The organism is Mycobacterium sp. NGS61, assembly GCF_059812325.1.
Map to the genome: position 1 here is coordinate 228,042 of NZ_JCALCL010000007.1, position 26,467 is coordinate 254,508.

Below are 26,467 nucleotides of genomic sequence, written 5' to 3' on the forward strand. Positions count from 1 at the left end.
GTCACCTCACCTCCAGACTCAACAGATCGTCGACCGTTTCGCGGCGCAGGATCAACCGGGACTGTCCCTCGCGCACGGCTACCACGGCGGGACGGCCCACCATGTTGTAACGGCTCGACAGTGAATAGCAGTAGGCGCCGGTCGCGGCCACCGCGACCAGATCGCCGGGCCGGATGTCATCGGGCACCCAGGTATCACGCACGATGATATCGCCGCTCTCGCAATGCTTTCCGACGAGGCGGGCCTGCGCGGCGGGGGCGTCGGACAGGCGCGAAACCAACCGTACGTCGTACTGCGCGTCGTAGAGCGCGGTGCGGATGTTGTCGCTCATACCGCCGTCGACGCTGACGTAGCGCCGGTTCGCAGTCGAGCTGACATCGACATCCTTGACGGTGCCCACCTCATACAGCGTGATCGTGCCCGGCCCGGCGATGGCACGGCCGGGTTCGACCACCAGCCTGGGTGTGGGCAACCCGACGGCAGCCGACTCGTTGCCCACGATCACGCTCAGCTTGGCCGCCAGATCGGCGATCGGCGGTGGATCGTCGGACGGCTGGTACGAAATGCCAAGGCCGCCACCGAGGTCTATGGTGGACACCTGCGAGGTCTTGTCGACCCCGAATTCGGCGACGATTTCCCGCAGCAGGCCGATCACCCGGTGTGCGGCGATCTCGAAGCCCGCGACGTCGAAGATCTGCGACCCGATGTGGCTGTGCAAACCGACCATTCGCAGGTGGTCGGTGGCGAAGACCCGCCGGACCGCGGCCATCGCCGCACCACTGGCCACCGACAACCCGAACTTCTGGTCTTCGTGTGCGGTGGAGATGAATTCGTGGGTGTGCGCCTCCACACCGACGGTGAGGCGCACCAGCACGTCCTGCACGATGCCCGCCTCGCCGGCGATGGCGTCGAGTCGCTCGATCTCGGTCATCGAATCCAACACGATGTGGCCGACACCGGATTTCACCGCGGTAGTCAGTTCGGCCACCGATTTGTTGTTGCCGTGCAACGTGATTCGCTCGGGCGGGAAGTTAGCGTGCAGGGCTACGGCCAGTTCTCCGCCCGTGCACACGTCCAGACACAGGCCCTCTTCGCCGATCCAGCGGGCGATCTCGCTGCACAGGAACGCTTTGGCGGCGTAGTGCACGTTGGCTCCGCCGCCGAAGGCCGCGGCGGTCTCGCGGCAGCGCGATCGGAAATCGTCCTCGTCGACGACGAACAGCGGCGTGCCGTACTGCTGAGCCAGGTCGGTGACCGTCACCCCGGCTATCGCGGCCACCCCGCTCTCATCACGAGAGGTACTGCGCGGCCACACGTTCGGCGCCAACCGCAACAGCTCTTCGGCAGACTGCGGACGGGGCGGGCTGCCGGCTTGCCGGGCGTCCTCGGCGTGCCGGGGTCCGGCGGGATGAACGTTCACATTCTCTCCGGGGCGCTGACTCCGAGGATGGCCAATCCGTTGGCGATGACCTGGCGAGCGGCCTGGCACAGCGCGAGCCGGGCCGTGTTCAAGTCGGTTGGTTGTTCGTCACCCTGCGGCAGGATCCGGCAGGCGTCGTAGAAGCGGTGGTAGTCACCGGCGAGGTCTTCGAGGTAGCGGCACACACGGTGCGGTTCCCGCAGGGAGGCTGCAGTTTTCAGCACCCGCGGGAATTCGCCGATGGTGCGCAGCAGCGTGCCCTCTTTGTCGTGGCTGAGCAGCTCGAGATGCCCGGTGTCGGCGATCAGGCCGAGCTCGGCGGCATTCCGCGCCAGCGCCGAAAGCCGAGCGTGCGCGTATTGCACGTAATAGACCGGGTTTTCGTTGGACGCCGACGACCACAATGCCAGGTCGATGTCGATGGGAGTGTCCACCGACGAACGGATCAGACTGTAACGCGCGGCGTCGACCCCCAGGGCCTCGACCAGGTCGTCCAAGGTGATCACGGTGCCCGCCCGCTTGCTCATCTTCACCGGCTGGCCGTCGCGAACCAGGTTGACCATCTGCCCGATCAGCACCTCGACGGTGGCCGGGTCCTCACCGAACGCCGCGGCGGCGGCCTTGAGCCGGGCGATGTAACCGTGGTGGTCGGCACCGAGCATGTAGATGCACAGGTCGAAGCCACGCTCCCGCTTGTCCAGGTAATAGGCCAGGTCACCGGCCACGTAGGCGGGCTTGCCGTCACTCTTGATCACAACGCGGTCTTTATCGTCGCCAAAGGCACTGCTGCGCAACCACGTTGCGCCGTCCTTCTCGTAGATGCTGCCGGTGTCGCGCAGTTTCTCGACGGCCTCGTCGACGCGGCCGCTGGTGTGCATCGAGTCTTCATGCGTGTAGACGTCGAAGTCGGTGCCGAATTCGTGCAGCGACTCTTTGATGTGGGCGAACATCAGGTCCACCCCGATCTCGCGGAACGTCTCGCGCCGCTGCGCCTCGGGCAGGCTGAGGGCATCCGGTTGTTTCTGCAGCACCTGGGCGGCGATATCGACGATGTAGGTGCCCGCGTAGCCGTCCGCGGGAGTGGGCTGCCCGGTGGCGGCAGCCACCAGGGAGTCGGCGAAGCGGTCGATCTGTGCGCCGTGGTCGTTGAAGTAGTACTCGCGGACCACCTCGGCGCCCTGGGTGGCGAGCAACCGACCCAATGCATCACCGACGGCTGCCCAGCGGGTGCCACCGATGTGGATGGGGCCGGTGGGGTTGGCCGAGACGAACTCCAGGTTGATCTTCTGCCCGGTGAGCACGTCGGAGTGCCCGAACCCGGCCCCGGCGTCGGTCACGTCGTTGATGATCTTGGCCTGCGCAGAAGTCTCCAGGCGCATGTTGATGAAGCCGGGGCCGGCCACCTCGGCGGCGGCGATGCCGTCGGCCCGGACCAGCGCGTCCGCAAGCCATCCGGCCAGCTCACGCGGATTGGCGCCGACCTTCTTGCCCAGCTGCAGCGCCAGGTTGGAAGCGTAGTCGCCGTGCTCTGGGTTACGCGGTCGTTCCACGGTGACCGTCTGCGGCAACACCGACACGTCGAGATCATGCTCGGCCAGCACCGCGGTGGCGGTGATTCTGAGCAGCTCAGCGAGGTCGGCGGGGGTCACGAGCGTCCATCCTATTGGCTCGGGCGCGTTCGCCTCGAATCCATTACCGGTGGTCGGGCGGTCACCGGGATGCGCTAGTCTGGCGGGGCTTGTTTATGCCCTATGGCGCACATGGTGTTATGCGCCCCCGTAGCTCAGGGGATAGAGCGTCTGCCTCCGGAGCAGAAGGCCGCAGGTTCGAATCCTGCCGGGGGCACCCACGTTCTCGCAGGTCAGCACCAATTTTGCAAGTCTGTGAACAATCGCGTGCATCTTCCGTGCATTTTTGCTACCACAGGCCAGAGCGAGTCAGGCTACGACGCATTATCAGTATCTTGGCTGTCATCGGCTGGCACCGAGCCATCGACCGGCGAGAAATGTTTCAACAACATGACAGCAACAGTCAGGCGAAAGAAACTCAATAACTGGAACGATTCGCGGACATCCGCGCACCACGCATTGCGTTAACCGAGTTGATTGAATAGGCCGCGCACCTTCGCGTCCTCCGATTCAAAACGAGCCCTCATCGTCTCGACCAGGTCGCCCGACGATTCAATAGCGTCACCGGCTCGTATGCTCTCCAAGTCCTCAGCGCTTGGTTCGAAATTTTCACCATACTTCGACGCCACCGATTCTTCGAACGCTTCGAAGCTTCGGTCAAAGTAGCCGTCGTTAAAGTAAGTGCTGGCGGCAGACTGGGCATCTTCGACCCATGCCCGCGCCGTGTCTGCGTCCTCCGCGTTTTCAAGTATTGCTTCAAACTCAGCATCAAGCCACGACTCGAACGATTCCGCGACCGTTGATTCCTCAACGCTAGACCACACAACATCGCCAATCCAATCGCGGAACTCGAAAACGTCATTCCATTCTGTGTGGTCCGCAACAGCCTTGCTCCAAGCAAGATATAAGAGCTTACAACTCTCAACCTGCTCGCCCGCGGTAGGCTCACTCACGTAGCGCATCAACATTTCTGCAAGATGGGAAGCTGCAGTACCACCGATATCACCCGGCGCTTTTAGACAACCAGAAAGCAAAAGTGTCTTCTCCGCGATCCAGTCAGCCAATCCAAGTTTATGAACAGCGTCGATTCTTGATAGTGCATAAAGAATATCAGCCGATTGGTTCCTTACAGTCTCAGGGTCTGTTAGCCAAACGTTCCTGAGATGCTCTGGGACATGGGTGGCTCCGACAGCTTGAACCTTGGCGCGAAGCGAAGGGTATTTAGCCTCCGAGCCGCTCGATGTTGAATTAGCGTATTGAAGTAGCTGAGTGAGTTGCGCCGAATCAGTCGTGTGAAGCAAAACATCGAGGTAGTAATCCGGTTCTGAATCGAGAAATGACAGTACAAAATCACGACAACTCGGATTGTGAAACGAAACCACTGTATCGGAGTCGGGATTGTCCGCCACTATAGTTATCCAGCTGCCCTCAAGCTGATTCAACGCCCGTGTGTAGTCAAGCGGCCCAGCATCCCGTATCGCCGCGGCGCGAAGCCGATTCGCGGCAGCACCACGAGGCGGAAAGGCAGCAAGATGCATGAGCAGGAGTCGCGCAGGCTCTGTCAATGCTTCACGAAAACTGTTGCCCCACAAGTCAATTGGGTGGTCAAGAACATGCAAGATACGATTAACCAAGTCCTGTGCCGACTGGCCGGCTACCTGTTGCGCGATGGATAGTTCTATCAGTCGCGGAGTGAAATTCGGATGTTTAATTACTTTCCAATAGAGGGCTTTATCCACAAATTCTCGAATGATTTCGCGCTGCATGTCGCTGAAGTAAAGGTGGTTGTACAGTATCCTCGCTCTTTGAATTTGTGTATATTCAGTAACTTCGAGGACGCATTCGCGCGCATGCAAGTCGGCGCGTTTCACGGCTTCGTCGATTGCTTCCGCTTCGTTCAAAACATGTGTACGGGTAGTTACGACCAGGTTTTTCGTTCCCTGGCTCCTGCGCACACTGTTGATAAGCCGCCCGACCGTTGTGCCACTGTCATTGCTGAGGCGCTCGCGAATATCCGTTTGGCCGAAAACGTCGTCGAAGTAGAAAAACTGCTTGACATCATTATCCCATACACTCCAAGCTTCGTCGATTTTATGTGACGGCAGTTCTACGATTTGCCACTTAGACTCCCATCTCCAAAGTGATAGCATGTCGGCCAACATGCTTTTGCCGACGCCGGGAGCGCCGGTGATAACGCATACATTTGACTCAATCAGCATCTCGCGTGCCGCCGCGAAGCTCGATGAGGCCACGTACAGTCGTACCCGATCCTGAATTTCCTCCATTAACGCTTCGCTGCGCCGCCATATATTGCTTTCAATAATTTTCTTTAGAACCGACGCGGAAGCCATCCACAGCTTGAAGTGATTCTGCTCAATCGCAGGATATTGACCAAGTAGTTGATTAATATCTTTTTGAGCGAGCACTTCTTGGATATCAGTAATATGCGGGTCTAGCAGCTTTTGCAGATCTTGCTTTTGTCCAACTGTCAGGTCTTGCGTTGTGACGAATAGATACCTGCCAGGTTTCAATAGATCCATCTTTTTCTTTTCGGCTTTCGCCGCTTTCTTTAGATCGCTGAACGTAGACCCCCGGTAGTGCTTGCACTGAACGACGGTTGTCTGTCCGTCCTGATGAGCCCGCAGATCGACACCTCCGTCGGGACCGGTCGCAAACGCTTGCAGTTCTACGCCGAGGCGCTCCCGGAGAAGATCTCGAGCAAGAAGCTCGAAATCGGTCGGCGACAGAGTGTGAAAGTCGTACTCAGGCACTGATACCCCCACGCGCAATGACGGTTGAGGGACTGACATCGTCCCCACTAACTGGTACCAGACGGATCGGCCTTCGGATAGAAAGTGGGTTCGGCATCGCTGGGCAGAGGCAGTCGCATAGTGTCGTAGCGCGTGGGTATTCCCGACTTCCAGACAATGATGCGTCCCGTTCTCATTGCCGTTGAGGGTGACGAGCCGAAATCTCAAGCACAGGTCCGCGAATGTGTGGCTGAAGCCCTCGCGGTGTCCGACGAAGACAGATTGGTGATGCTTGCCAGCGGCAAACAGTCCAAGTTCGACAACAGGGTCGCGTGGGCGATTACACACATGTCGCAAGCGAAGTTGCTTGACCGTCCGCAGCGCGGGCGGTACGTGCTATCAAAGCGCGGCAGGTCCGTGTTGCAAGCGCATCCCGACCGAGTCGACATGGCGGTCCTGGCCAAGTTCCCCGAGTACGTCGACTTCAGGAACCGAAAGAAGGTCAAGCAGTCGGAAGTTGCGGTCGACATCGCCACCGACGAGGTATCGCCGAGCGAGGCCGTCAACGCGATTATTGAAGAGTCTTACGAGACGCTTGCCGCCGAGCTACTGGATCGTATTTTGGCGCAGCCGCCTCTGTTTCTGGAGAAGTTGTCACTAAAGCTCCTGCAGGCGATGGGCTACGGCGGACGAGAATCCCTGACGGAACACACAGGAAAACCTGGCGACAGCGGCTTAGACGGCATCGTTCGCCAGGACGCGCTCGGGCTCGACCTAGTCGGCGTACAGGCGAAGCGCTACGACAAGCTAAACACAGTAGGTAGACCTGAAATTCAGGCGTTCGTTGGCGCACTCCAAGGTGCGCAAACGAGCCGTGGAGTATTCGTGACAACGGGCAGGTTCTCGGCGGGCGCGATGCAGTTCGCGGAGAGCGTTGGCATGCGGTTACGTCTCATCGACGGCATGGAACTGTCCCGTCTTATGGTGCAATACAACGTGGGAGTTCAAATCCGTGAAACCTTCGACTTGAAACAGATTGACGAAGAGACTTTCGACGAGTAAGCGGGCAGCAGGCCCTTGTGCGACCGCCCTCCTGAAACCGGCGCTCTTCGAGAAGCGAACAATAGATGACGCTTGACGCGGCACTACGCCGCGTGACGGACAGCATGGAACCGCGATATTGAGTCATCCGACTCAGTTCCGCTGACGCCCGGTTGCTCAGCAGGGAGACCGCCGACCACCGCGGAGTTCGCGCTCAGTAAGAACGACGGCCAGGAGCGGGCCTGGCAGATGGCTCGTCGGTTTCGTCCACTTCGACGACCCAGCCCGACCGAATCCATTGCTGCGCGACCGCGTCGGGGACGCCGGCTACTTCACCTGGCCCGTAGACGGTACTTCCGTAGCAAACCTGAAATGGTTGCTGCACTTCAACAGTCATCGCGTTGCACCTTCCCTACGATGTTGGCAGGTTCGAAATGGACAACACCGCTGCGGGCCGCTCGACGCACAGCTCCAAGCGTTCCTCGCAAATCCACCGTTGCAAGTTCCTGACAAAGTCGTCGTTGCTTGTCCCGGTGCGCAGTGAGATGGCTTCGCGGACGACGACGAATCCGAACTTGTTGGTGTCGAGCAGCAGTCCCTTGCCTGCCGTGCATTGCGTCGTTGGCAGTATTTCGACTCCCCATAGCGAATTAGCTTCGTCGCGGGTTGGATCGGCCGTCGCTAGGAAGCGGCCTCGCGTATCCTTGGTGCGGCGCAGCGCAGACCACGTATTGGGATGCAGCACCAGTAGATTCGCCTCCGCAAGCGCCGCACCGGATCGCAGCACAGCAATCGACTTTTCGATACTGTCCAGCGCTGTCACGTTGGTGCCGGTGTCGGTGCTGGCGTCGTGAGTGAGAATTCCGCTGGTCGAAAAGAAACCGTGAAGGTGGCCGGTCGTTCCCGCACCGGAGAGCAGCTCGGCGTTCTCGACGTTGATAACTTGTCGAGTAATCTCCCCCAGCGAATACTCGCTGAAGTTCGACCAATCCTGCATCGTCTCCCACGACAGCGCGAAGTGAGCCGCGATCTTCTGCGGGGTCGCCGTCTGAGGTGCCGTATTGAACACCAGCTCCGGCTTTACCGCACCTTCGGAGACAATCGCCGGTGCGCCCGTCGTGCTCTGGTGAACGATGTACTCCAGGCTCGGCCCATCGATGGCTTGCGTTGGCAATTTGTCAAGCAAGCGATTCTCGTAGCTCGGACCGACGACCGTGGACAGCGGGTTCTCGGGCCTCTGCGGGCATTTCAGGCTGTCCTACGGGCCGCCTGAAGCCTGCGACTCGGCTTGCCGACGCCGCGGGTCGGCGGGCAACGGAACGGTGACCGCGCTCACTGACATTCCCCACTGACGCTCATCGAAATTCCCCACCCGTGTGGCTCCGCCGAGAAGGGCGGGCCTCCCTCGAAGCTGCTGGTGTCTGACGCCAGTTGCTCCATCGAAGGAGGCCCGCTTTCTCATGCTCACATGGGAGGACGATGTGGAAGTACATGCCCTACGCATGCGTGGTTGGACGATCTCGGCGATCGCCCGCCACACCGGCTTTGATCGCAAGACGGTCCGCAAGTATCTGGCCGGCGGCGGCACGCCCGGGGTGCGTGCCCGGCCCGGCCCTGATCCGTTCGACCCGTTCGTCGACTACGTCACCGCGAGGCTGACCGAGGACCCACACCTGTGGGCCCGCACCCTGTTCGACGAGTTGGAGGACCTGGGGTTCGGGCTGTCGTATCAGAGCCTGACCCGCAACATCCGCGCCCGGGATCTGCGCCCGGTCTGTGAGGCGTGCCGGACCGCCACACAGCGCCCGAACGCGGTGATCCCACACGCTCCCGGCGACGAAACTCAATGGGACTGGCTGGAATTGCCCGATCCGCCGGCATCGTGGGGCTGGGGCAAGACCGCGCACCTGCTGGTCGGCTCACTTTCGCATTCCGGGAAGTGGCGCGGCTATCTGGCACCGAGCGAGGATCAGCCACACCTGGTCGCCGGTCTGGACCGCGTCACCCGCGGCCTGGGCGGGCTGACCAGGGTGTGGCGCTTCGACCGGATGGCTACGGTGTGTGACCCCGGCTCGGGACGGGTGACCGCGTCGTTCGCCGGGGTGGCCAAGCACTACGGCGTGGCGGTGGCGATCTGCCCGGCACGGCGCGGCAACCGCAAGGGCGTGGTGGAGAAGGTCAATCACACCGCCGCGCAACGCTGGTGGCGCACCCTGGCCGACGAAGCCACCCCTGAGCAGGCCCAGGCCAGCGTGGATCGCTTCGCCCGGGTGCGGGGTGACACCCGGCTGCGGGCCACCGCCGACGGCCGGTCCTCGGTCGCCGTGGTCGCCACAACCGAGCCCCTGCAACCGGTGCCGGCACAGGCGTATCCGGTGATCGTGGCCGAAGCCCGCACCGCCTCACGCCAAGCGATGGTGTCCTACCGCGGCAACCGCTACTCAGTGCCTCCGGAACTGGCCGCCGCCAACGTCGTGGTGTCCCATCCGGTCGGGGGCCAGTTCTGCGATATCGCCACCATGAGCGGGATCGTGATCGCCCGCCACCGGATGGCCGCCGACGGGCTCGGGGTGATGGTGCGCGACAGCGGTCATGTCATCGCCCTGGACGCTGCGGCGATGGCCACCGCAGCCACCGGGCGCCCGCACCGCCGCAAGGAACGCATCCCACCCGGACCGGCCGCCAAAGCCGCTGCCGCACACCTACTGCGGCTCAAGAATGCGCCCAGCACTTCTAGTGACTCTCCCACTCCGTCAACTGATTCCACCGTGATCGACCTGTCCGCTTACGAGCGGGCCGCCCAGAACAGGACCATCCAATGACCCCCACTCCACGTACCATCAAGACCACCACCACGGCCGAGGAATCGCCATCGGCGGCGGCGAGCCGTTATCAGCAGCTGCGCTCGCACCTGGCCGAACTCAAACTGACCGCGGCCGCCGAAGCACTCCCCGCGGTGCTCGACCAGGCCACCGCCGAAGGGCTGTCGCTGACCGTCGCGTTGGAGCGACTGCTGGCCGTGGAAGTCGAGGCCTCCACCGCCCGACGGTTGGCGGGCCGGTTGCGGTTCGCCTGCCTGCCCACCCCGGCCACCCTCGATGACTTCGACGTCGACTCCGCCGCCGGGATCGACCGCACGCTCATCGACGAGCTGGGCACCTGCCGCTACCTGGAATCGGCGACCAATATCCTGCTCATCGGACCACCCGGCACCGGAAAGACGCACTGTGAGTCTTTAGGGCGGACTCAATAGAGTCTCGGCGCCGCCGGTGGAAGGGTCGGTGTCGGTGACCGCGACTGACCCCAAAGACTCATTGGCCGCACCTCACGCGGGTAGTGCCCTTGCGTTGGATTTGTCGTCGCCGGTGACCGGCACCGGCCTGGCCCACCACGACTGGCCTGATCAGAAGCCTGGCCGACCCCATGCCGGGTCGTGCCTCATCACAGTCTTGCCGCACGGTGATCCCATCCAGGCCGGCGCCGACCTGATGCACCCCAACGATTGGAGAACACCGTGACACCCATGCTGACAGACAAGGTCGATTTCGTCATCGGCGTCGACACCCACCGCGACTCCCACACCGCGGCGATCGTCACCGCCGCCGGAGGATTGGTCGAGCGGGTAACCGTGGCCACCGACGCATTCGGATTCCGCAAGCTCGACACCTTTGCCGCCAAACATGCGACAGGGCGGCGAGTCTGGGCCATCGAGGGCACCGGCAGCTTCGGCGCTGGTCTCACCACACACTTGCTCGAACGCGGCGAATGGGTCGTCGAGATAGATCGCCCCGCACGCCCTGCACGACGTGACGGCGCCAAGTCCGACGACCTCGACGCCGTCCGAGCCGCACGCGAAGCTTTGACTCGCGAGCACCTGGCCGCGCCGCGCGCTCGCGGCGACCGAGAAGCCATGCGAGTGCTACTTACCGCGCGAGAGGGCGCAATACTGGCCCGTACCAAAGCTATTGGGCAACTCAAGGCCATGATCGTCAACGCCCCCCAATCGCTGCGTGATCAACTACGACGCGGAACGACCGACGAACAACTCAACCGCTGCGCACGGCTGCGTACCCTGCCGTCACACTCAGTCGAACACCGCGCCACTGTCCGCGCGATTCGCGCCACCGCCCGGCGTGCTCTCATGCTCGAAGCTGAAGCCGCAGAACACGAAACCGAGCTCGAACTCCTCGTCAATGCCGCCTGCCCCCAGCTGCTCGACCGGCCCGGCATCGGTGTCATCACTGCCACGCAGTTCTTGATCTCCTGGTCACATCGCGATCGCATCCGCAGCGAGGCGGCTTTCGCGGCCCTGGCTGGTGCTGCACCAATCCCGGCCAGCAGCGGCGCCACCGTACGCCACCGGCTCAACCGCGCCGGTGACCGCCAACTCAACCGCGCACTGCACACCGTTGCACTGACGCGCTTGCGATTCGAGCCTACGACAAAGGCCTACGCCGCCCGACGCACTGCAGAAGGCAAGACGCCCCGAGAAATCAAACGCTGCCTCAAACGCGCTATCGCCCGCGAGGTCTACCGGATCATGCAGACCGACGCCGCATCAATTACCACGGTCAAACAGGCTGCTTGACAGACATAGAAGCATCCTCTCGGTCGGATTGGCAAGGGCCGCAGCGTATGCCGGCTATCGGACCTACTTCACCACCGCCGCCGATCTGGCCGCCCGCTGTCATCGCGCCGCGATCGAGGGGCGCTGGGCGACCACCATGCGGTTCTTCGCCGGTCCGACGCTGCTGGTGATCGACGAACTGGGGTACTTACCGTTGCCCGCCGAGGCCGCATCAGCATTGTTTCAGGTTGTCTCCCAACGGTATTTAAAGACCAGCATCGTGATCACCACCAACCGGGGCGTGGGAGCCTGGGGAGAGATCCTCGGCGACACCACAGTCGCCGCCGCCATGCTCGACCGCCTGCTGCACCGCTCCGTAGTCATCAACCTCGACGGTCAGTCCTACCGGCTACGCGATCACCACGCCGCCGCGGAAACCCTGCGCCGAACAACCACCGGCACCCGCCAACAACTACACTGACCGCTGCTCACAGGTGAGGAATTTCGGCAAGCACAGCCGGGGATTTCCGATGAGCGCGGTCAACCCGCCGCTCCAAGCCCTGAATGCGGCGTCGACGCCGCCGGCGACGCCGCTTGGCCGGGCGGGTCACATCGGTCCTAGGGTCGTAGATCGCCTGATAGATCGACTCCGTACATAGGTGGCGCTCGGGCTGCTCAGGGAACCGAAATCGCAGTTCGTGGCTGACTTGTTCCGGACTCCACCGCTTGCCCAATAGCTCGGCGACGACACCATGAAGAGTGACATCACCGGCCACGCGCCGCGCACGCCAGGACCGGAACTGTCGCTCGGTGCTCACCCGGTGAGCGGTGGCGGCCAGGTAACGGCCGTGGTCATCAGCGTTGCGGCGCAGCTCCCGCGACACCGTCGAGGCAGCCCTACCCAGCTCCCCAGCGATGCCACGAACGCCCACGCCCGCGCGGTGCAGGTCAGCGATCGTCGTGCGCTCGGCCAACGACAGATAACGAGGGTGCGCCGCCTTCGGCGCAGTTAATCTCACCGGCGGATAGTGCACCGCCTGACCAGCCGTATTGAGGATTATGCGCCCGTAGCGCCAGCGTGTCCCCGTCCTGCGGTTGACCCCCACCATCCGGCACGCCTCAGAATTACTCACCCCCCGAGTGATCAGCCGCGCGAACCACTCCTGCTTCTCCACCCGCATTCCGCCACGCCGAGTCACAAGAACTCCTCCCACCACAACCTCTAAACAACTCCGGTGTTGCGACGATTACTAGAATCCGCCTCACCACCCCGGGGCCAAAATTCGTGAAGAACGACAGCCAAAGTGGGGCCAAGTCAGGTGACCACACTCAGACGCGTCGCGTAGTGCACATCAGCGGCATGGCAGCCATACAAATGGCAAATGAGGCAAACCGTCCCAGCGCCGCATTGCCGCCGAGAACGCTCGGGACGTGAGTCGGTGGTTGGGTCACGCCAAGATCAGCACGACCATGGACATCTACGCGGCGGTGCTCAAGACCGAGATCTGCGCAAATTTAGCCCCGCTACCCGACCGGTGCCGCTTCCAGCGGACATTCGTAGTGCCTCTACAGCGGAAGGCGCAGTAGCGGCCCTCAGTCGTCTGGGTCGGGATCATCTTGGATGACCCCTAGATCCCTCATGAAATCTTCGTTCCCTCTTGCAGCCTCTTGGTATCCCTGTTCCCGTCGGCGACGCTCTTCATCGCCAGTAGCCGCATAGACCCAAACCCCTTTGTCGTCGCGGCTGTAGCTCTGGAGCGTGTCCGCAATCTCATACAATGCCTTCTCGACCGTTTTGCCTTTGTTCTCTGTGATCCATGTTGTGTTCCAGAACATCTTGACGTCCAACGAAATTGGATTGCGGAAGCTGGGTTTGTCCGGATCCATCTTGTCGTCAAACTCCACGTGGCCGACAAACTGGTCTTGCAGCGCTCCTTTATGCTTTGCTCTCCGTGCGGCGGAATCCCACACTGTCCGCCACTCTTGGCCAGGAGCTAGCACCGCAATGCTTTCGGGTACGTAGAGATTCTTAACCTCCTCACCGGTGTGCAGGTTCGTGTATGGCGCTACCTGTAACGGCGGGATTTTCAACCGAATGTTGTAGGCCGTCGTCTGTCCAAAGTTCTTGATTACCAGATCCATATAGCGCCGTACTTCGTGGCGGTCGACGTACACAACGACATCTGGTTGTGCAATGCGTTCACGGGTTAGACGAGCTTGGTGTACTTGGCCACGGGCGTAGATTAAGGCCCAACTTGCGACTACGACTGTTGCGATTTGGCTTACAGCAGATACCGCCGCCCAATTCTGTGCGGCAGTCATGCCGATACCTTGTCGGTCCGCACCGGTTGGCTGCTGTCTACGCGCCGCCATTGGTAGCCGGCCTCATCCTCGTAATCAATCGTAATGCGTAACTTCAAATTTGGGTCGGTGGTCGCGTAGGCCATCAGAGCGCTCTGGTTGGGGCCAAGTGTCCGTTGCCACTCCGTAACGAAGTGACCAACCATGGCTTCTTGCATCGCCTGTTTCGCAGCTGGCGCAAGTTGGTTCGTTAGTTGTTGAGCTGCGGCGTGCGGAATCATGCGGCCCATGCCGGACTGCTGAAAAGCACCCTGTAGTGATCCAGACATCGCAGCTCGAATTGCCTTCTCGAAAGCTTGGTCGGCTGGCATGGTGTTGTTGGACTGCTTGCAACCATTCGGCACGATGTTGCCGTTGGTATCTACAGCACTCACGTCAACGGTCAGGATCGTTGCTGCCGAGTTGCTTACATTTTCGATTTTGACCGTCCACCAGGTATTGCCAAACATCGGTGTACGCAGACAACTAGGGACGATTTTTCGCGCCTGCGCTGCGACGCGTTCTGTCTCTGCCCGATTAAGCGCGTCCATTTGCGCTTCGTGCCGCTGGCGCTCCTCGGCGGCTTTCTTGGGTTCCCGACGAACGGCTACGTAGAGCGCAATCAGCACACCGACCGTGGTTGAAATTGCGCCGACCGCCTGCGCGATCGAAAGCCAAATGGGTGGGTTGCTCATGGTGACCTCCGGTGTCGAGACGCACCCTAGCCCCCAGGTACGACACTCTCCGGCGGAGAAATGCCGCCAGCGCTAAACGGCTCCCGGCACGTAGCCGTTAGTAGTTCTCGGGGATGGTTACGCCGTTGCACATCGGGTTGTCGTGATAGCGGACAGAGCCGAACGCCTTCTTGACCAGATCGCTCGCTTGGTTGTAGGTCATGTTCGGGTTCTGCTGCACGAGGAATAGAGCGTAATTGTCGTTCGGGTTGTAGGGATTGACGCCCGCAGCCATCACGGCCAGGCAGACCTGTCTTTGAACGTCATCAGCGCTTGCCGCAGGCGCAAGCCCTACCGCGAGACCTGCCGCCACTGCCGCCGCGATCAGCTTCTTGCCCATCTGTCGCCCCCTGTCTGCTCTACCCACAGTTGTGCAGGTGGTCACAGCATGTCAATGGCCCTTCGTCGCGAGCGACCTGGTGGCTCACCTGAAGCGCAAGTAGTCGTCTGCTCGGCAGCTTCGGACCCGGCGCACCCTTACGCTCGCTTTATTCACATCCGATTCCATTGCCGTCTCGGTCCAGGCCGTAGATGTCCCTGCCGATCACCCTCACAGGACCCTTGACGAAGGCCGGACCATTGCCGCTACCACCCGCGCAGTCAACATCACTCGCGATCGGGACACAGGCGCCCGAGTAGTTAGGGTCACATCGCGAGCCGCCCGGATCGGCGCTTGCTGTCGGCGCGAAGGCGAGCACCATGACGAAGCTGGCTACCAGCACTAATGACTTCCGCACGGTCGCAGATCGTATTCCGTTCCGTGCCGCCGGGTGGCCGTTTCTACAAAACACCACTGCCCACATCCAAGCCTCCCATGGCGCGCACCCCAGCGCAGGCCCAGTAGAGACGGACGACCATTTGTGAGAGCGATGGATCCCGCCGCAAGAATCGAAACGCAGCGTGCGCCACCAGACGCGTCGCGTAGTGCACATCAGCGGCATGGCAGCCATACAAATGGCAAATGAGGCAAACCGTCCCAGCGCCGCATTGCCGCCGCTTCGCCAGCTGGAATCGAAGCACGGGCGGCGCCGCCGGCCTTAAGCCGCAGGTAGCAAACCTGCGGTGCTCAAACGCGCCACATAGGCAAATGGTGCCCCTAGGCCGCCAGTTACCCATCCGCTACCTATGCGTCACCAAGCTATCGGGTTGAGGTCGTGGGCCCTATTGACGTCGTTGTTGTAGACAAGTGATGACTCCGCGGTAGCACGGTCCAGGGTTGTATGAGCCAGTGTCGGTAGTGAATTGGGCTTGATGTGCTTGATGAACTGTCGCCACAGCCGACAACCTCCTGACCAAATTCCACGGGCATGTCGTTTAGGTCAAGCTTTGATACGCCGTCGACCGCCGTAAGCCGTTGTCCCACAGTGCGATCCTGCACATGCATTATGTGAGTGTTGAGGGGACGTACCCAGTCACCAGGAAAACGTTGCGAGGCAATTGACTGAATCCCATACAGTGCGTTCATCCGGCCACGATTGGACCCATGGCCCGTGAAGAACTCAAGCAGCGCACGGGCATGCAGTGCGGCCGAGTCCATCGCGTAGATCTGAATGTACAACCCATCAATTCCGCGATTGATCGTCTTCTGCAACTGCCACTCAGCAGCCGCACAGAGGAGCCAGCGGAGATCGTTGTACAGGTGAATCTCTAAATAGTCACTTGCATTCGATTTGCTCAAAAGGCTGCCTCCTGCCTGACATAGCCATAGATGGGTGCGTCAAAGTCCTGCTTGCAGTCGCTGAGCTGCGACCGCCTCCAGCCGGTGCGAGATCATGTCACTGTCACGGAGCTTATCTGCGCCTATCGACTCGTCGGTGTACCAGTAGAGCAGACGGTTGTTATTGGGATGCGTCTGCTGTGCCATATCACGAGCTTGATCAATTGTCAGGAGCCACACCGCATCTCGCGATAGATCTACCAAGGCGAGCCACTGGGCAGGGCAGGCGTCAGGAAACCGAAAGCCGAGCAGCAGTTTGCCTTTGCCGCCAGCACGGTCCGACGCGGCCTTGGTCTTCACCTGAATGGTCGCGGCCGTCGTCGTGCCGGGCACATACATCACCAAGTCAATACCGGAGTCTGTGGTTAGACGTGCGCTGTCGATGCCAAGCTTGAGCAGCTTGTACTGCACTAGCAGCTCCCCAGCCGCTCCAATAGCAAGGGTTGCGAGCTTCGCGCTATCGGTCGTCACGAGGCCTCCGGCTCATATGAATCAGGGTTGGCCATGTGTGTGCATGTGGGGTCTGGACCTTTCGCGGTGGCCGCCTGTAGCTCTGCCAGTGCGTTCGCGCTCAGGTTCGCGGCGACGATAGCGTCCCTACCGTCTTGGCTGTGCTGGTAGCGCAGAGCCGCCTCCACTATCTTGTGCCCGAGACGCGCCATGTTCTCGGTCAGCGTCGCCACCTGAGCATTCTTGCTGCCGGCAAAGCGCCGTAGATCATGGGCCGAAAGATCATCTCTGCCTATGTCCTTCGCAGCCTTCTTGAACACGTCCTTGTTGAACACCCGATCACCGAGATGACAGCCGCCGCGCGCAGGCGTGAACAGTAGAGCCTCATCACTTTTGCCCACGTAGGCCTTGAGGTGGGCCTTCACGTCGTCGCGGATATGCGGAGGGATAGTGACCGTACGTTCCTCGCCGTTCTTCGTCGTGTCGATGCGGCACCGCGAGCCCTTATCACCGTTGGCATCCATGCGGTGTGTGACCGCTCGCGCCACGGTTAGCACGCTGCAGTCGCTGTTGAAGTCTTTGCGCCGAAGCTCCGACACCTCACCGAAACGCAGGCCGCACCAACCAGCTAGCAGCACTAGGGCCTTGAAGCGAGAATTGCCGTCGTCGGCTCCCAGCTTGTCCGCGATGGCGTGCAGCTCGACTGTGGAAGGGATACGTACCTTCTTCTTCGGCTTCGGGTTCATCGCGCCGACGATTTGGCACGGGTTGCGATCTAATAGGCCGTCCTTGACCGCCGTATTGCAGATCATGTTAAGGATGCCGTAGGCGTGACCGTTGCGCGTGGCCAGCTTCGCGTCCAGGCCGGAATACCAGCCCCTCACCGCCGTGGTTGTCAGGTCCCGTCCTGCCAGGCTGCCCAGTTTCGGTTCAATCAACTGGCACCACTTGGCTTCGTACTCGATACGGGTTCGCGGCTTCAATAGCCGCTGGTCAATGACCGTCTTGCCGTACTCACTCAACGTCAGATGCTTGGCTCTCTTTTCCACAGCGCGCTCGCTGGGAGCCTTCCACGTCTCCCCCGTGGCCAGGCAATGATCGCGGTAGTCACGTTCTCGAGCCAGCCACCGTTCAGCGTTCATCTTGGCCGCGAAAACTGTTGGCGCGTAGTGCCGTCGTTGGTCGGGTCCGATGTAACTCGCCTGGTAGCTAGGGGTTTTGGTGCGTTGCTTCTTGATGTTGCCCCATGCTCGGTGCCCTTTGGTTCCGCTCATCAGTGCCCCAGCCGTCTCGCCGCCTCCGCCAACTCATCCGCGGTGAATAGCTCTCGGAACTCTGGCATCAGCGCCGTGTACTCCGTGGTGAGGTCAGGCCGACGGTGCAGATGTGCCAGTGTGACAAATCCGTAGGCGGGCGGGCCTGGGCGCAAAACATGCTTGGCCGCCCCCACGGCCCCTCGCTCCCTGACCATAAGTAGATACCGAGTGGGGTTATATCCCAGCCGCTTGCCCTCCTCAATTCCGGCCAGCGTTACCTCCTGGAAGCGCTGCGCCACGCTTTCGTCGGGGTTCATGATCGGTACCTCCCGCAAATTCCCTGCGGATCTGGCAAGCTGACCAGCGGGATTGCTGGACCTACCTATCCGCTACCTATGCAGAACCAATTTAGCCGACGCGACTTGAGGCGAAAATCCGAAATACTTTGTCGTTGAGCTATTTTCGCAAGTCAGAATATACGGGATCCCGTCACGGTGCCGCATTTTCGAATCCTGCCGGGGGCACCCTCTGACCAGCACCGTCACCGATGGGCGAATGCCCACCGTGCGGCGCCGGCAAGGCGACTACAAGCACCAGGGGTAACACCGGTTACTCGGCGGAGGGTTCTCGCCGTCCCACACCCACGGCCCGGGTGGTCCGGGAATGCTGCTCGGCACATTGCCCTTGCCGTAGTCGACGAAGTAAAACGTGTGACAGATGCTCATGTCCCACACCATGTCTCGCCCGGGTCCCGGCGGGAACGACATGCTCTCTCCCGGGCACCAGTGATATGGGCCCTGGTTGTCGGCGCGGGCACTCTGCGCGCTCGGACCGATGGCACTCGAAACCAAAGCCGCCGTTGCCAACGCTGCGATGCATAGTTTCTTCATGGTGGTCCCTTCCGCGTGATCCGGACGCCACTGGGTCCGTCGGAAGCCCAGTACACATCCAGGGGCCCGCTACCGATCCCAACTATCGCGATAGTCAGTCCCGCGGCCCATCAAGCACGGAAAACCACTGGTCAGGCGAAATCGATTGCCTTTCAGCATATTTCGGACGGCACCGGCATCCCAGCCACCCAGCTGTGGTACCACCGGGCGCCCGGGTGGCCGACCCGAACACCGCCCGAGCGGTCAGGGCATCTCGGCAACCACTCGACCGACCACGTTGCCGAGTCTGAGTCGCTCGATGGCCTCGGGAATGTCGTCGAAGGTGATCGTTTCGGTGTGGATTTCAAGCTCCCCGGCGGCCATGTGCGCGAGAACCGCTTCGAGAGCCCCGGTATGACCGCCTCGTGCTCCCCGCAGGGTCACCTCTTTGATCACCAGTTCCGAGGTCGGAATCGTTGCTTCGTTCCGTCCGAGACCCACTTGGATCACGCGCCCCTGCACCCGAACCGCGCCGATTGCGCCGGCCGTGGTGGTCCCGAATCCGGCGAAATCCACGATCGCGTCGAGTTGCAGAGAGGCCAATTCGCGGACGTCCTCAGCGACATCGAGGACGCCCTGCCGTTTGGCGAGTTCCCACACCTCGCGTTTGGGTTCGGCCGCATACACCTGCGCTCCGGCCAACACGGCGATCCGCGCACCGGTAAGACCCAGCCCGCCCAACCCGACGATGCCGACCTTCTCACCGGCGCGCACGGCGCCGACACCCAGCACCGCGCCGTACGCGGTCTGGCCCGCATCGGTGGCGGTAGCCGCCTGGGTGAACTCGATCCGGTCGGGCAGTCTGATCAATGCCTCCGCCGAGGTGAGGCATTTGTCGGCGAAGCCCCCGTCGCTTGACCAACCCGGCGCGCCGGCCTTGCCCAACTCGACCACTACGCGGTCCCCGACATGAAAGTCCGCGACACCGGGACCCACCGCCCCCACCACTCCGGCCACCTCATGGCCCAAAATGATCGGCAACCTGGGCAGCAGCGGGGTCAACGTTCCGTCCAGAAATCCCACATCGCTATGACAGAGGCCCGCGGCACGGACCTCGACGACGACCTGCCCGGGTCCCGGTACCGGGTCGTCACAGTCCACCAGCTGCAGGGGCTCGTTGGCGGCGACTAGTTGCCAAGCTCTCATCGCATTCTCCCGATTCGACGCCGCCAACTATGCCCGAGTGGGACCCCCGTGCGAAGCACCAACCATCGCCTATCCGCGATCTATCCGGGCGTCGTGCAACACTGCCGACACACCTGACACCGCTACCCTGTCGCGCAGCAGCCAGGGTCGGCCGCGTTGCCTAGGAGTCCGGTATGAGTCGCCGAAACACACTATGGCAGCGATGTTTTCGGTTCTAGTGTTCTTGGTGTCCGGGGGGACCCGCGAGCTAAGGCACACCATGAAAATCACAGCAGTCAGCGCGGCGATCGTTATTTTCTCTGGCCTCGGAATCTGTGCGGCTACACCGGCCTGGGCGGAGGACCCGACCACGAACGGGACATTTCTCTATCACGACGAAGACGGCGACACCGGCAGGTGGACAATCACGACCAACTGCGCGCCAGATTGCGTCGCCCACGTGACAACGGCAACCGGACGAGAGTTCGATGCCGCACTGATCGACGGCCGCTACACCAGCACCCGCACCATCGCCGACGCCGTGACCTGTCCGGGATTCACCGCCGGGGACTACGGTCGATGGATCCCCGCCAGCACGCATCCGATCACCGTCACCCAATGGTGGGATCCGCAAACACTGGTCGGTGAGGTGGACTTCTACGACCACTCCGGTCCGTGCGGGCTTGCCGACCACCATGACCGCTTTACCCTCACCAGAATCCGGTAACACTGCGCTGCGGTCAGCGGGTACGACAGGCCGCGCTCTCGTCAGATTGGGTACTCAATACCACTGTCCCGCAATGTAATTCACGACCTTGCGGAGCGCCCATCTCGCCGGCCAGAGATCGACGCCGTCCACCTGATCGGCAAGCGAGCAGGACTTGAGGGGCTCGGGCAGGCTGCTGGTAGCGTGACCCGAAGGCGCAATGCGACGCTTGTCGGTGAAAGCCTCGCCAGGAGGACCACGATGAAGACATCGGCCGCGACTCACGTGTTGCAAGTGGGCGTTCTGGCCACTGTCCTCGGCCTCACGTTCACTACCGGCGGTTCCGGAACTGCCGGCGCCGACCCCGCCAACACCAGCCCGTTCGACATCGTGAACAACACCAACGTCGAACTCGTGTTCTGGGACTACAGCAGTACAGCGAAATACCCGGCGTCAGGCCCCAATCACAACGATCACGCCAAGCCCGGACAGAAGTTCCACTTCACCCTGCTCCAGATGGAGGGCAGCCGGTCGGACAAGCGGAGCAAGGGCCGCACCACGATCGTGGCCAACTTCCACTACGACACCAACGGCGTTGACAGCCCGGCCGGCACAGCGACCATGGACATCGCGTTCGACGCGGGCGGCAACGATGTGTGGACAAGCTCGGTGACCTGCTGGGCGAGTCGGGACCGATCCTGCGGTCCGCGGCCGCCGCAACCGGGCAACCAGTTGTTCCCGGGCAATGTCGTCACCTTCACCGGCTGACCATCGCGGGCGCTTGCATCAACGAGCACGTCGGCCGACGCCGGCCTCTGTGACACCTCACCGGATGCACCATTCGCGGCATAGTTGCAGCGGGCGAACCTATCAGCACGGCATGATGGCGATATGGCCTTGCGGCAACGCGACGACGACGTCGCGGGACAGCGCCCCTCGCGGCGCGCGGTGCTGCGGTGGGTCGCGGCGGCCGGGGCCGTCGCCGGAGCCATGCTCTACTCCAACTGGGTGCTGGAGACTGTTTTCACCCGCACGCTGCCCGACCCCGATCTCTACATCAGTGAACTGGCGGCCGCCGACCAGCCCTACGGCGAATGGTTCCGGGCCGGCGATCTGTGCGCCGCAGCCGCACTCGTCGTGGCAGCCACCGCTGCCCTGCTGAGCCGGCCCGGCAGCCGCTGGAGCATCAAGGGGTGGTTGGCGGTGGTGGTTTTCTCCGCGGCCACGGTGCTGGATAACACCATCTGGACGCTGGTGTGCGCCCCGAGTTCCAACCCCACCTGCGCCGCTCGCGAGGCCTCAGGAACGGTGCCCATCGGCCACCAACTGCATTGGCTGAGTAGTGGCGTGGTGCTCGCCGCGGCGATTGGCTCGCTTCTGGCCTTCGCCATCGCCGACGTGCGCGAGGGTGCTGCACCGAAGGTCCGTCGCTTGGGACTGTTCATGCTGGGGGCGCTCACCGGGACAGCACTTCTGACGGGTCTGGCGATGCTCCTGGACAACGCCGACCACGTAGGCGTCATCGGCATTGCCCAGCGCGCCGAGCTGACGGCTTTCGCCGGCTGGTTGATCTACGTCGCTCTGCGCACCGCTCGCAGCCGACCCGAACGCGCAGAGTAACTGCACACAACCGCACGCGCCGGCCATTTTCGCGCTGGATGAGTTGAAATCGGCACGGCCGGGAGTCACGCCGTGGCGACCGCCCGACATTTTCCCCTGAAGATTCCCGAACAGGTGCCTTGGGCAGCGTTTTTGCTGATACACTTCGGCGATATTGTCCGATGGCAACTAATTCTAGGTAGGTAGGTGGCGACTTGAGGCTCGACTTGCGGCTTGCCGCACTTGCGTTAACATTCGCCGCTTGCTGTAGCACCGGAACACCGCTCGCCCGGGCCGAAGGACCCGCGATGGACGGCACCTACCGCTACCTGGATGAAGACGGTGACGTCGGCACCTGGTCGATCAGGACCACGTGCACCCCGCAGTGCGTCGCTCACGTGACAACAGAGCCGGGCCATGGCTTCAACGCTCCACTGATCAACGGCCGGCACACAGTGACCCGGATGATTCCGGACGGCGTGACATGCCCCTCCTACTACCTGGGAGACAACGGCTCCCTCTGGGACGGCGGCACGCATCCGGTCACCGTTCATCAATGGTGGGACCCGCGCACGATGTCCGGAGAGGCGCATTTCCTGGAGAGCGCGGCTCCGTGCAACCTTCCCGACCTGCACGACACGTTCACCCTCACCCGTATCGGATAACGATCATCGGCGCCGACCGGCGGACACGGCATGATGTCCTGGTGGGCCTCACCCCGGCCGGATGGAGTACGCCACCGCAGCCCGCCGGCAGCTGCAGCGTCGGATCCGGCCCGTGACCGACCACGTCGTCGAGGTCGGCGGCCGTCAGCTCCGGGTACGCGTGGATGGCAACACCGGCCCGGTCGTGGTGTTGTGCAGCGGCCTGGGGGGCCGGGCACTGCATTGGCGTGACACGGTCACGAACCTGGCCGAGGACCACACCGTCGTGCGGTTCGACCGGCCGGGCATAACGGCGGAAACCATACCGGCGCCCGATGCCCGTCAGATGCTCCGATCAGAGGCGGACCGGATCGGGGCTGCGCTCGAGGTGGTGGGGCGATCGGATCCGGTTGTGGTGGTGGGGCACTCGATCGGCGGCTTCTACGCCGAAGCGTTTGCGCGCCTGTATCCGGAGCGCACCCGCGCGCTGCTACTGCTCGATTCCAGCATCGCTCACCGTCGGCGGCTGACGTTACCGCTGCGGACCAAGCTTGCCGTCGTCGATGGGGCCGTCGCGACGCTCGCCAAGCTGCACCTGCGGGTTCCGCTGGCCCGTGCCGGCCTGATGCTGGTGCAGCGCCGTCGTCCTGACGGACTCGATGCCCCGATGATGTCCGAAATATGCCGCGCCGCATCGACAAACGACATTGAGATCGCGCTGCTCAGCGAATATGCCGCCTACCACGAGATCGCGGAGGCGCTGTGCGACCTACGCGCCAGTCACCCGCTGACGGACGTGCGTTGCACGGTGGCCACTGCCCACACCGGCTGGTACACCCGGCGCTGGCGCGCCCAACAGGTCAAGCTCGCCGAAAACCTTGGTGCAGAACATATTACGCTCGCTCCGGCCAGGCACCTGGTGATGATCGACCAGCCGCATCGCACCGCCAACCTGATCCGCGCGGTCGCACGCTCAGATTCGCCGTCCGCGAATCGATGACGTTTTGTTTGAGTCGGCAATGAATCCGCTGCGCACGACTTCCCGCCCGCAAATCGGTTGATAGCGTTGCGTTTACGCTCAGCGAGCGCAGTCAACGATGACTAAGGGCAGACACAGATGAAGATCGTCTCATTACGTGCAGTGCTTGCGATCTCGTGCGGTTTGGGACTTTTTGCCGCAGCACCGACAGCCCGCGCCGAGAATCCGGTGATGACAGATGGTCACTACGCCTACACCGACGAAGACGGGGTGGTAGCGACGTGGAGTATCACGACCACCTGCACGCCGGGGTGCGTGGCCCACGTGTCGACGGGACCCGGTGAAGGCTTTGATGCACCGCTGGTCAACGGCCGGTACGCGGTGAAACGCGTAGTTCCGGAGGGCGCGTTCTGTCCCCCCTACATCGTTGGCGAAACCATATTCGGCAGCACGCAGCATCCCGTTCACGTGTACCAGTGGTGGGACCCGGCAACCCTGGCCGGGGAAGTGGACTTCCTGGAAACTGCGGCGCCGTGCGGTCTGCATGACCTGCGTGACTCGTTCACCCTCACCAGGATCAACTGAGCAGGGCCGGCCCCCGGACCGTCCTGACAAGAAATCTCCAAGAACTCGCCAAGATCCCCCCGGCACGCTTCTCTGCAATACCCCGCTTACGGCGGAGGAGACGCACACCAGGGAGGGACACCATGTCGAACCGCACCCGCCGCCACCTGCGGCCCGTCCGCGACATCACCGAGCCGAAGCTGCAGTTCCGCACCATCCACGGCCACCGTCGCGCCTACCGGATCGCCGGTTCCGGACCGGTCATCGTGCTGCTGCACGGCGTCGGCGACAACTCCACGACCTGGAGCCCGGTGCACGCCAAGCTCGCGCAGCGGTTCACCGTCATCGCCCCTGACATGTTGGGCCACGGCGAATCGGACAAGCCCAACGCCGACTACTCGCTGTCCGCATTCGCCAACGGCCTGCGTGACCTGCTCACCGCACTCGACATCGACCGCGTCACCCTCGTCGGGCATTCCCTGGGCGGCGGCGTCGCGGCGCAGTTCACCTACCAGTACCCGGAGTTCGTGGAGCGCGTCGTGCTGGTCAGCGCCGGCGGCGTAACCAAAGACGTCAGCATCGCGCTGCGGTTCGCGGCCATGCCGATGGGCGCCGAGGCGCTCTCGATGCTGCAACTTCCCGGTGCGCTCTCCGCAGTGGAACTCGTCGGCCGCACCGTCCAAAACGTCGTCGGCTCAACGCGTTTCACCCGCGACGTGTCCAGTCTGCCGCGTCTGGCCCGCGGCTTGAGCAAGCCCGGCGCCGTGGCCGCGTTCGCCCGCACGCTGCGTGCCGTGGTCGACACCCGCGGCCAGTACGTCACGATGCTGGACCGCACGTACCTGATGCAGGACCTTCCATTGCAGATCATCTGGGGCGTGGACGACATGATCATCCCGGTGAGCCACGCTCGGCTGGCGCACCAGCAGATCCCCGGCTCACGCCTGGAGATCTTCGAGGAGTCCGGCCACATGCCGCACGACGACCACCCGGACCGCTTCGTGCGGGTCGTCGAACAGTTCATCGACTCCACCGAGCCGTTCGCCTACCAGCCAGAACTCATGCAGAAGGCATTGCAGACCGGTGTCCGTCAGTACGCCGACTACGAGGCGGAAGAGGACCTCGCCTGACCTCAGGCGGCCGCCGGTCTGATGCACCACCCTGCGTAGAGCGCAGCTCGAGGCGCGGCGCCCGCCCACCAACGAATATCCGCCAAGAATCCATCAAGGATCCGACAAGCCCCCTGCGGGACTGTGGTCATTACAGGGGGCCTGGGAAAAGGGCCTATACGAAAGGCGACACAGATCATGCGGTTGTTCTGCTTTCATCACGCCGGCGGCGGCGCACTGGTTTTCAACGCCTGGGTGAAGGCGCTGCGGCCCGCTGTCGAGGTGATTCCCGTCGAGATTCCGAACCGCGAACGCTTCGCCACCATGCGCGACCTCGTCGACGCGGTGATCGAGCAACTCGGCCCGCTGCTCGACGAGCCGCACATGTTCTTCGGCCACAGCTTCGGCGCCATGCTCGCCTACCGGTTGGCCTGCGTGCGGGCCGCCGCCGGCGGGGAGCAGCCCCGGGCGATCTTCCTGTCCGCCTACGCCCCGCCGAACCGTCAGCTGCCGCTGCACGTCGTGGACCAGCTCGACAACAAGCAGCTCGCTGAATTCCTCGCCGAGATGGGGTTGATGCCCTCGGGTCTGACGCGCTGGCCGTCCCTGCACGAGCAGGCCCTGACCATCACCCGGCACGACCTGAAGCTGCTCAAGACGGCGGACCAGGACGGCGACGCACCCGAACTGTCCTGCCCGATCCACGTCTTCGGCGGCAGCGAGGACCCGATCGTCAAGGAAAACGACCTGCAGGAGTGGCGGTCGCGCACCAAGGCCGACTTCTCGGTGCAGATGCTGCGCGGCGGCCACTTCTACCTGCGCAACCGGCAGCCGTTGTTCGATTCGCTGCGTCCGCTGATGTCGACAGCCGCAGCCGCCTGAGCGGTTACCGGAGGCGTCGATCAGACT

21 protein-coding genes, 1 tRNA gene and 3 pseudogenes are annotated in these 26,467 nt (G+C 62.5%); 14 read left to right on the forward strand and 11 right to left on the reverse strand.

Annotated elements, in window-relative coordinates; translation table 11 throughout:
- Position 1 precedes the first annotated feature (1 nt).
- Positions 2 to 1,336, reverse strand: a complete 1,335-nt coding sequence (gene lysA / locus AC5Y3Z_RS16840) for a diaminopimelate decarboxylase (protein ID WP_463826804.1) — start codon at positions 1,334 to 1,336, stop codon at positions 2 to 4.
- An 80-nt stretch (positions 1,337 to 1,416) separates the two neighbouring features.
- Entirely contained in the window at positions 1,417 to 3,069 is a 1,653-nt protein-coding gene (argS, locus tag AC5Y3Z_RS16845; RefSeq protein WP_463826629.1) for an arginine--tRNA ligase, read from the reverse strand.
- Between the two features lie 123 nt (positions 3,070 to 3,192).
- On the opposite strand from argS, the gene AC5Y3Z_RS16850 reads away from it, so the two are divergent.
- A tRNA-Arg gene (locus tag AC5Y3Z_RS16850) sits at positions 3,193 to 3,265 on the forward strand.
- Positions 3,266 to 3,512: 247 nt separating this feature from the next.
- Here AC5Y3Z_RS16850 and AC5Y3Z_RS16855 read toward each other — a convergent pair.
- A complete protein-coding gene (locus AC5Y3Z_RS16855; protein ID WP_463826630.1) occupies positions 3,513 to 5,819 on the reverse strand; it encodes an nSTAND3 domain-containing NTPase in 2,307 nt (768 codons plus the stop codon).
- Positions 5,820 to 5,951: 132 nt separating this feature from the next.
- On the opposite strand from AC5Y3Z_RS16855, the gene AC5Y3Z_RS16860 reads away from it, so the two are divergent.
- The gene (locus AC5Y3Z_RS16860; RefSeq protein WP_463826631.1) at positions 5,952 to 6,860 is read left to right on the forward strand and encodes a restriction endonuclease; all 909 of its coding nucleotides are present in this window, start codon (positions 5,952 to 5,954) and stop codon (positions 6,858 to 6,860) included.
- A 391-nt stretch (positions 6,861 to 7,251) separates the two neighbouring features.
- Here the strand turns inward: AC5Y3Z_RS16860 and AC5Y3Z_RS16865 are convergent, their stop codons facing one another.
- The gene (locus AC5Y3Z_RS16865) at positions 7,252 to 8,025 is read right to left on the reverse strand and encodes a phage major capsid protein (protein ID WP_463826632.1); all 774 of its coding nucleotides are present in this window, start codon (positions 8,023 to 8,025) and stop codon (positions 7,252 to 7,254) included.
- A 274-nt stretch (positions 8,026 to 8,299) separates the two neighbouring features.
- On the opposite strand from AC5Y3Z_RS16865, the gene AC5Y3Z_RS16870 reads away from it, so the two are divergent.
- The 4 genes and pseudogenes from AC5Y3Z_RS16870 to AC5Y3Z_RS16885 form a co-directional block, all read left to right on the forward strand.
- The gene (locus AC5Y3Z_RS16870) at positions 8,300 to 9,661 is read left to right on the forward strand and encodes a Mu transposase domain-containing protein (protein ID WP_463826633.1); all 1,362 of its coding nucleotides are present in this window, start codon (positions 8,300 to 8,302) and stop codon (positions 9,659 to 9,661) included.
- Positions 9,658 to 10,065: pseudogene (locus tag AC5Y3Z_RS16875) on the forward strand (ATP-binding protein); the annotation flags it as partial. The gene AC5Y3Z_RS16870 and the pseudogene AC5Y3Z_RS16875, both read left to right, overlap by 4 nt.
- A 297-nt stretch (positions 10,066 to 10,362) precedes the next feature.
- Positions 10,363 to 11,427: an IS110 family RNA-guided transposase gene (locus tag AC5Y3Z_RS16880; protein WP_463826634.1), complete on the forward strand. Its 1,065-nt coding sequence runs from the start codon at positions 10,363 to 10,365 to the stop codon at positions 11,425 to 11,427.
- 16 nt (positions 11,428 to 11,443) lie between these two features.
- Positions 11,444 to 11,887: pseudogene (locus AC5Y3Z_RS16885) on the forward strand (ATP-binding protein); the annotation flags it as partial.
- 64 nt (positions 11,888 to 11,951) lie between these two features.
- On the opposite strand, the pseudogene AC5Y3Z_RS16890 reads toward AC5Y3Z_RS16885, so the two are convergent.
- From AC5Y3Z_RS16890 to AC5Y3Z_RS16920, 7 genes and pseudogenes are all read right to left on the reverse strand, one after another.
- Positions 11,952 to 12,587: pseudogene (locus tag AC5Y3Z_RS16890) on the reverse strand (transposase); the annotation flags it as partial.
- Between the two features lie 412 nt (positions 12,588 to 12,999).
- Positions 13,000 to 13,728 carry a DUF8453 domain-containing protein gene (locus tag AC5Y3Z_RS16895; RefSeq protein ID WP_463826635.1) on the reverse strand — a complete coding sequence of 243 codons (729 nt, stop codon included), beginning with the start codon at positions 13,726 to 13,728 and terminating at the stop codon, positions 13,000 to 13,002.
- Positions 13,725 to 14,441 carry a hypothetical protein gene (locus tag AC5Y3Z_RS16900; protein WP_463826636.1) on the reverse strand — a complete coding sequence of 239 codons (717 nt, stop codon included), beginning with the start codon at positions 14,439 to 14,441 and terminating at the stop codon, positions 13,725 to 13,727. Before AC5Y3Z_RS16900 ends, AC5Y3Z_RS16895 begins: the two co-directional genes overlap by 4 nt.
- 97 nt (positions 14,442 to 14,538) lie before the next feature.
- Positions 14,539 to 14,820 carry a hypothetical protein gene (locus AC5Y3Z_RS16905; protein ID WP_463826637.1) on the reverse strand — a complete coding sequence of 94 codons (282 nt, stop codon included), beginning with the start codon at positions 14,818 to 14,820 and terminating at the stop codon, positions 14,539 to 14,541.
- 1,377 nt (positions 14,821 to 16,197) lie between these two features.
- On the reverse strand, positions 16,198 to 16,608 hold the full coding sequence (locus tag AC5Y3Z_RS16910) for a hypothetical protein (RefSeq protein WP_463826638.1): 411 nt from the start codon (positions 16,606 to 16,608) through the stop codon (positions 16,198 to 16,200).
- A gap of 56 nt (positions 16,609 to 16,664) precedes the next feature.
- Positions 16,665 to 17,921 carry a tyrosine-type recombinase/integrase gene (locus AC5Y3Z_RS16915; RefSeq protein ID WP_463826639.1) on the reverse strand — a complete coding sequence of 419 codons (1,257 nt, stop codon included), beginning with the start codon at positions 17,919 to 17,921 and terminating at the stop codon, positions 16,665 to 16,667.
- Positions 17,922 to 19,036: 1,115 nt separating this feature from the next.
- The gene (locus AC5Y3Z_RS16920) at positions 19,037 to 19,978 is read right to left on the reverse strand and encodes an alcohol dehydrogenase catalytic domain-containing protein (protein WP_463826640.1); all 942 of its coding nucleotides are present in this window, start codon (positions 19,976 to 19,978) and stop codon (positions 19,037 to 19,039) included.
- 439 nt (positions 19,979 to 20,417) lie between these two features.
- Between AC5Y3Z_RS16920 and AC5Y3Z_RS16925 the strand changes: the two genes are divergently transcribed.
- The 8 genes from AC5Y3Z_RS16925 (at position 20,418) to AC5Y3Z_RS16960 (ending at position 26,440) form a co-directional block, all read left to right on the forward strand.
- Positions 20,418 to 20,684: a hypothetical protein gene (locus AC5Y3Z_RS16925; RefSeq protein ID WP_463826641.1), complete on the forward strand. Its 267-nt coding sequence runs from the start codon at positions 20,418 to 20,420 to the stop codon at positions 20,682 to 20,684.
- Between the two features lie 240 nt (positions 20,685 to 20,924).
- A complete protein-coding gene (locus AC5Y3Z_RS16930) occupies positions 20,925 to 21,431 on the forward strand; it encodes a hypothetical protein (RefSeq protein WP_463826642.1) in 507 nt (168 codons plus the stop codon).
- A gap of 123 nt (positions 21,432 to 21,554) precedes the next feature.
- Complete coding sequence (locus AC5Y3Z_RS16935) at positions 21,555 to 22,283, forward strand: DUF998 domain-containing protein (RefSeq protein ID WP_463826643.1); 729 nt, start codon at positions 21,555 to 21,557, stop codon at positions 22,281 to 22,283.
- 287 nt (positions 22,284 to 22,570) lie between these two features.
- A complete protein-coding gene (locus AC5Y3Z_RS16940) occupies positions 22,571 to 22,927 on the forward strand; it encodes a hypothetical protein (protein ID WP_463826644.1) in 357 nt (118 codons plus the stop codon).
- Between the two features lie 112 nt (positions 22,928 to 23,039).
- Positions 23,040 to 23,906, forward strand: coding sequence for an alpha/beta fold hydrolase (locus tag AC5Y3Z_RS16945; protein ID WP_500001812.1), 867 nt, complete (start codon positions 23,040 to 23,042; stop codon positions 23,904 to 23,906).
- A 210-nt stretch (positions 23,907 to 24,116) separates the two neighbouring features.
- The gene (locus AC5Y3Z_RS16950) at positions 24,117 to 24,470 is read left to right on the forward strand and encodes a hypothetical protein (protein WP_463826646.1); all 354 of its coding nucleotides are present in this window, start codon (positions 24,117 to 24,119) and stop codon (positions 24,468 to 24,470) included.
- 122 nt (positions 24,471 to 24,592) lie between these two features.
- Positions 24,593 to 25,579 (forward strand): alpha/beta fold hydrolase, encoded by a 987-nt coding sequence (locus AC5Y3Z_RS16955; RefSeq protein ID WP_463826647.1) that lies wholly within the window; start codon positions 24,593 to 24,595, stop codon positions 25,577 to 25,579.
- A gap of 177 nt (positions 25,580 to 25,756) precedes the next feature.
- Positions 25,757 to 26,440 (forward strand): thioesterase II family protein, encoded by a 684-nt coding sequence (locus tag AC5Y3Z_RS16960; RefSeq protein WP_463826648.1) that lies wholly within the window; start codon positions 25,757 to 25,759, stop codon positions 26,438 to 26,440.
- Positions 26,441 to 26,467: the final 27 nt, after the last annotated feature.

Coding starts and splice junctions, on each gene's coding strand:
- AC5Y3Z_RS16870 (WP_463826633.1), top strand. CDS start 8,300: ATGCTCACATGGGAGGACGATGTGGAAGTACATGCCCTACGCATGCGT.
- AC5Y3Z_RS16880 (WP_463826634.1), top strand. CDS start 10,363: ATGCTGACAGACAAGGTCGATTTCGTCATCGGCGTCGACACCCACCGC.
- AC5Y3Z_RS16895 (WP_463826635.1), bottom strand. CDS start 13,728: ATGACTGCCGCACAGAATTGGGCGGCGGTATCTGCTGTAAGCCAAATC.
- AC5Y3Z_RS16900 (WP_463826636.1), bottom strand. CDS start 14,441: ATGAGCAACCCACCCATTTGGCTTTCGATCGCGCAGGCGGTCGGCGCA.
- AC5Y3Z_RS16905 (WP_463826637.1), bottom strand. CDS start 14,820: ATGGGCAAGAAGCTGATCGCGGCGGCAGTGGCGGCAGGTCTCGCGGTA.
- AC5Y3Z_RS16915 (WP_463826639.1), bottom strand. CDS start 17,921: ATGAGCGGAACCAAAGGGCACCGAGCATGGGGCAACATCAAGAAGCAA.
- AC5Y3Z_RS16920 (WP_463826640.1), bottom strand. CDS start 19,978: ATGAGAGCTTGGCAACTAGTCGCCGCCAACGAGCCCCTGCAGCTGGTG.
- AC5Y3Z_RS16930 (WP_463826642.1), top strand. CDS start 20,925: ATGAAGACATCGGCCGCGACTCACGTGTTGCAAGTGGGCGTTCTGGCC.
- AC5Y3Z_RS16935 (WP_463826643.1), top strand. CDS start 21,555: ATGGCCTTGCGGCAACGCGACGACGACGTCGCGGGACAGCGCCCCTCG.
- AC5Y3Z_RS16940 (WP_463826644.1), top strand. CDS start 22,571: ATGGACGGCACCTACCGCTACCTGGATGAAGACGGTGACGTCGGCACC.
- AC5Y3Z_RS16950 (WP_463826646.1), top strand. CDS start 24,117: ATGACAGATGGTCACTACGCCTACACCGACGAAGACGGGGTGGTAGCG.
- AC5Y3Z_RS16955 (WP_463826647.1), top strand. CDS start 24,593: ATGTCGAACCGCACCCGCCGCCACCTGCGGCCCGTCCGCGACATCACC.
- AC5Y3Z_RS16960 (WP_463826648.1), top strand. CDS start 25,757: ATGCGGTTGTTCTGCTTTCATCACGCCGGCGGCGGCGCACTGGTTTTC.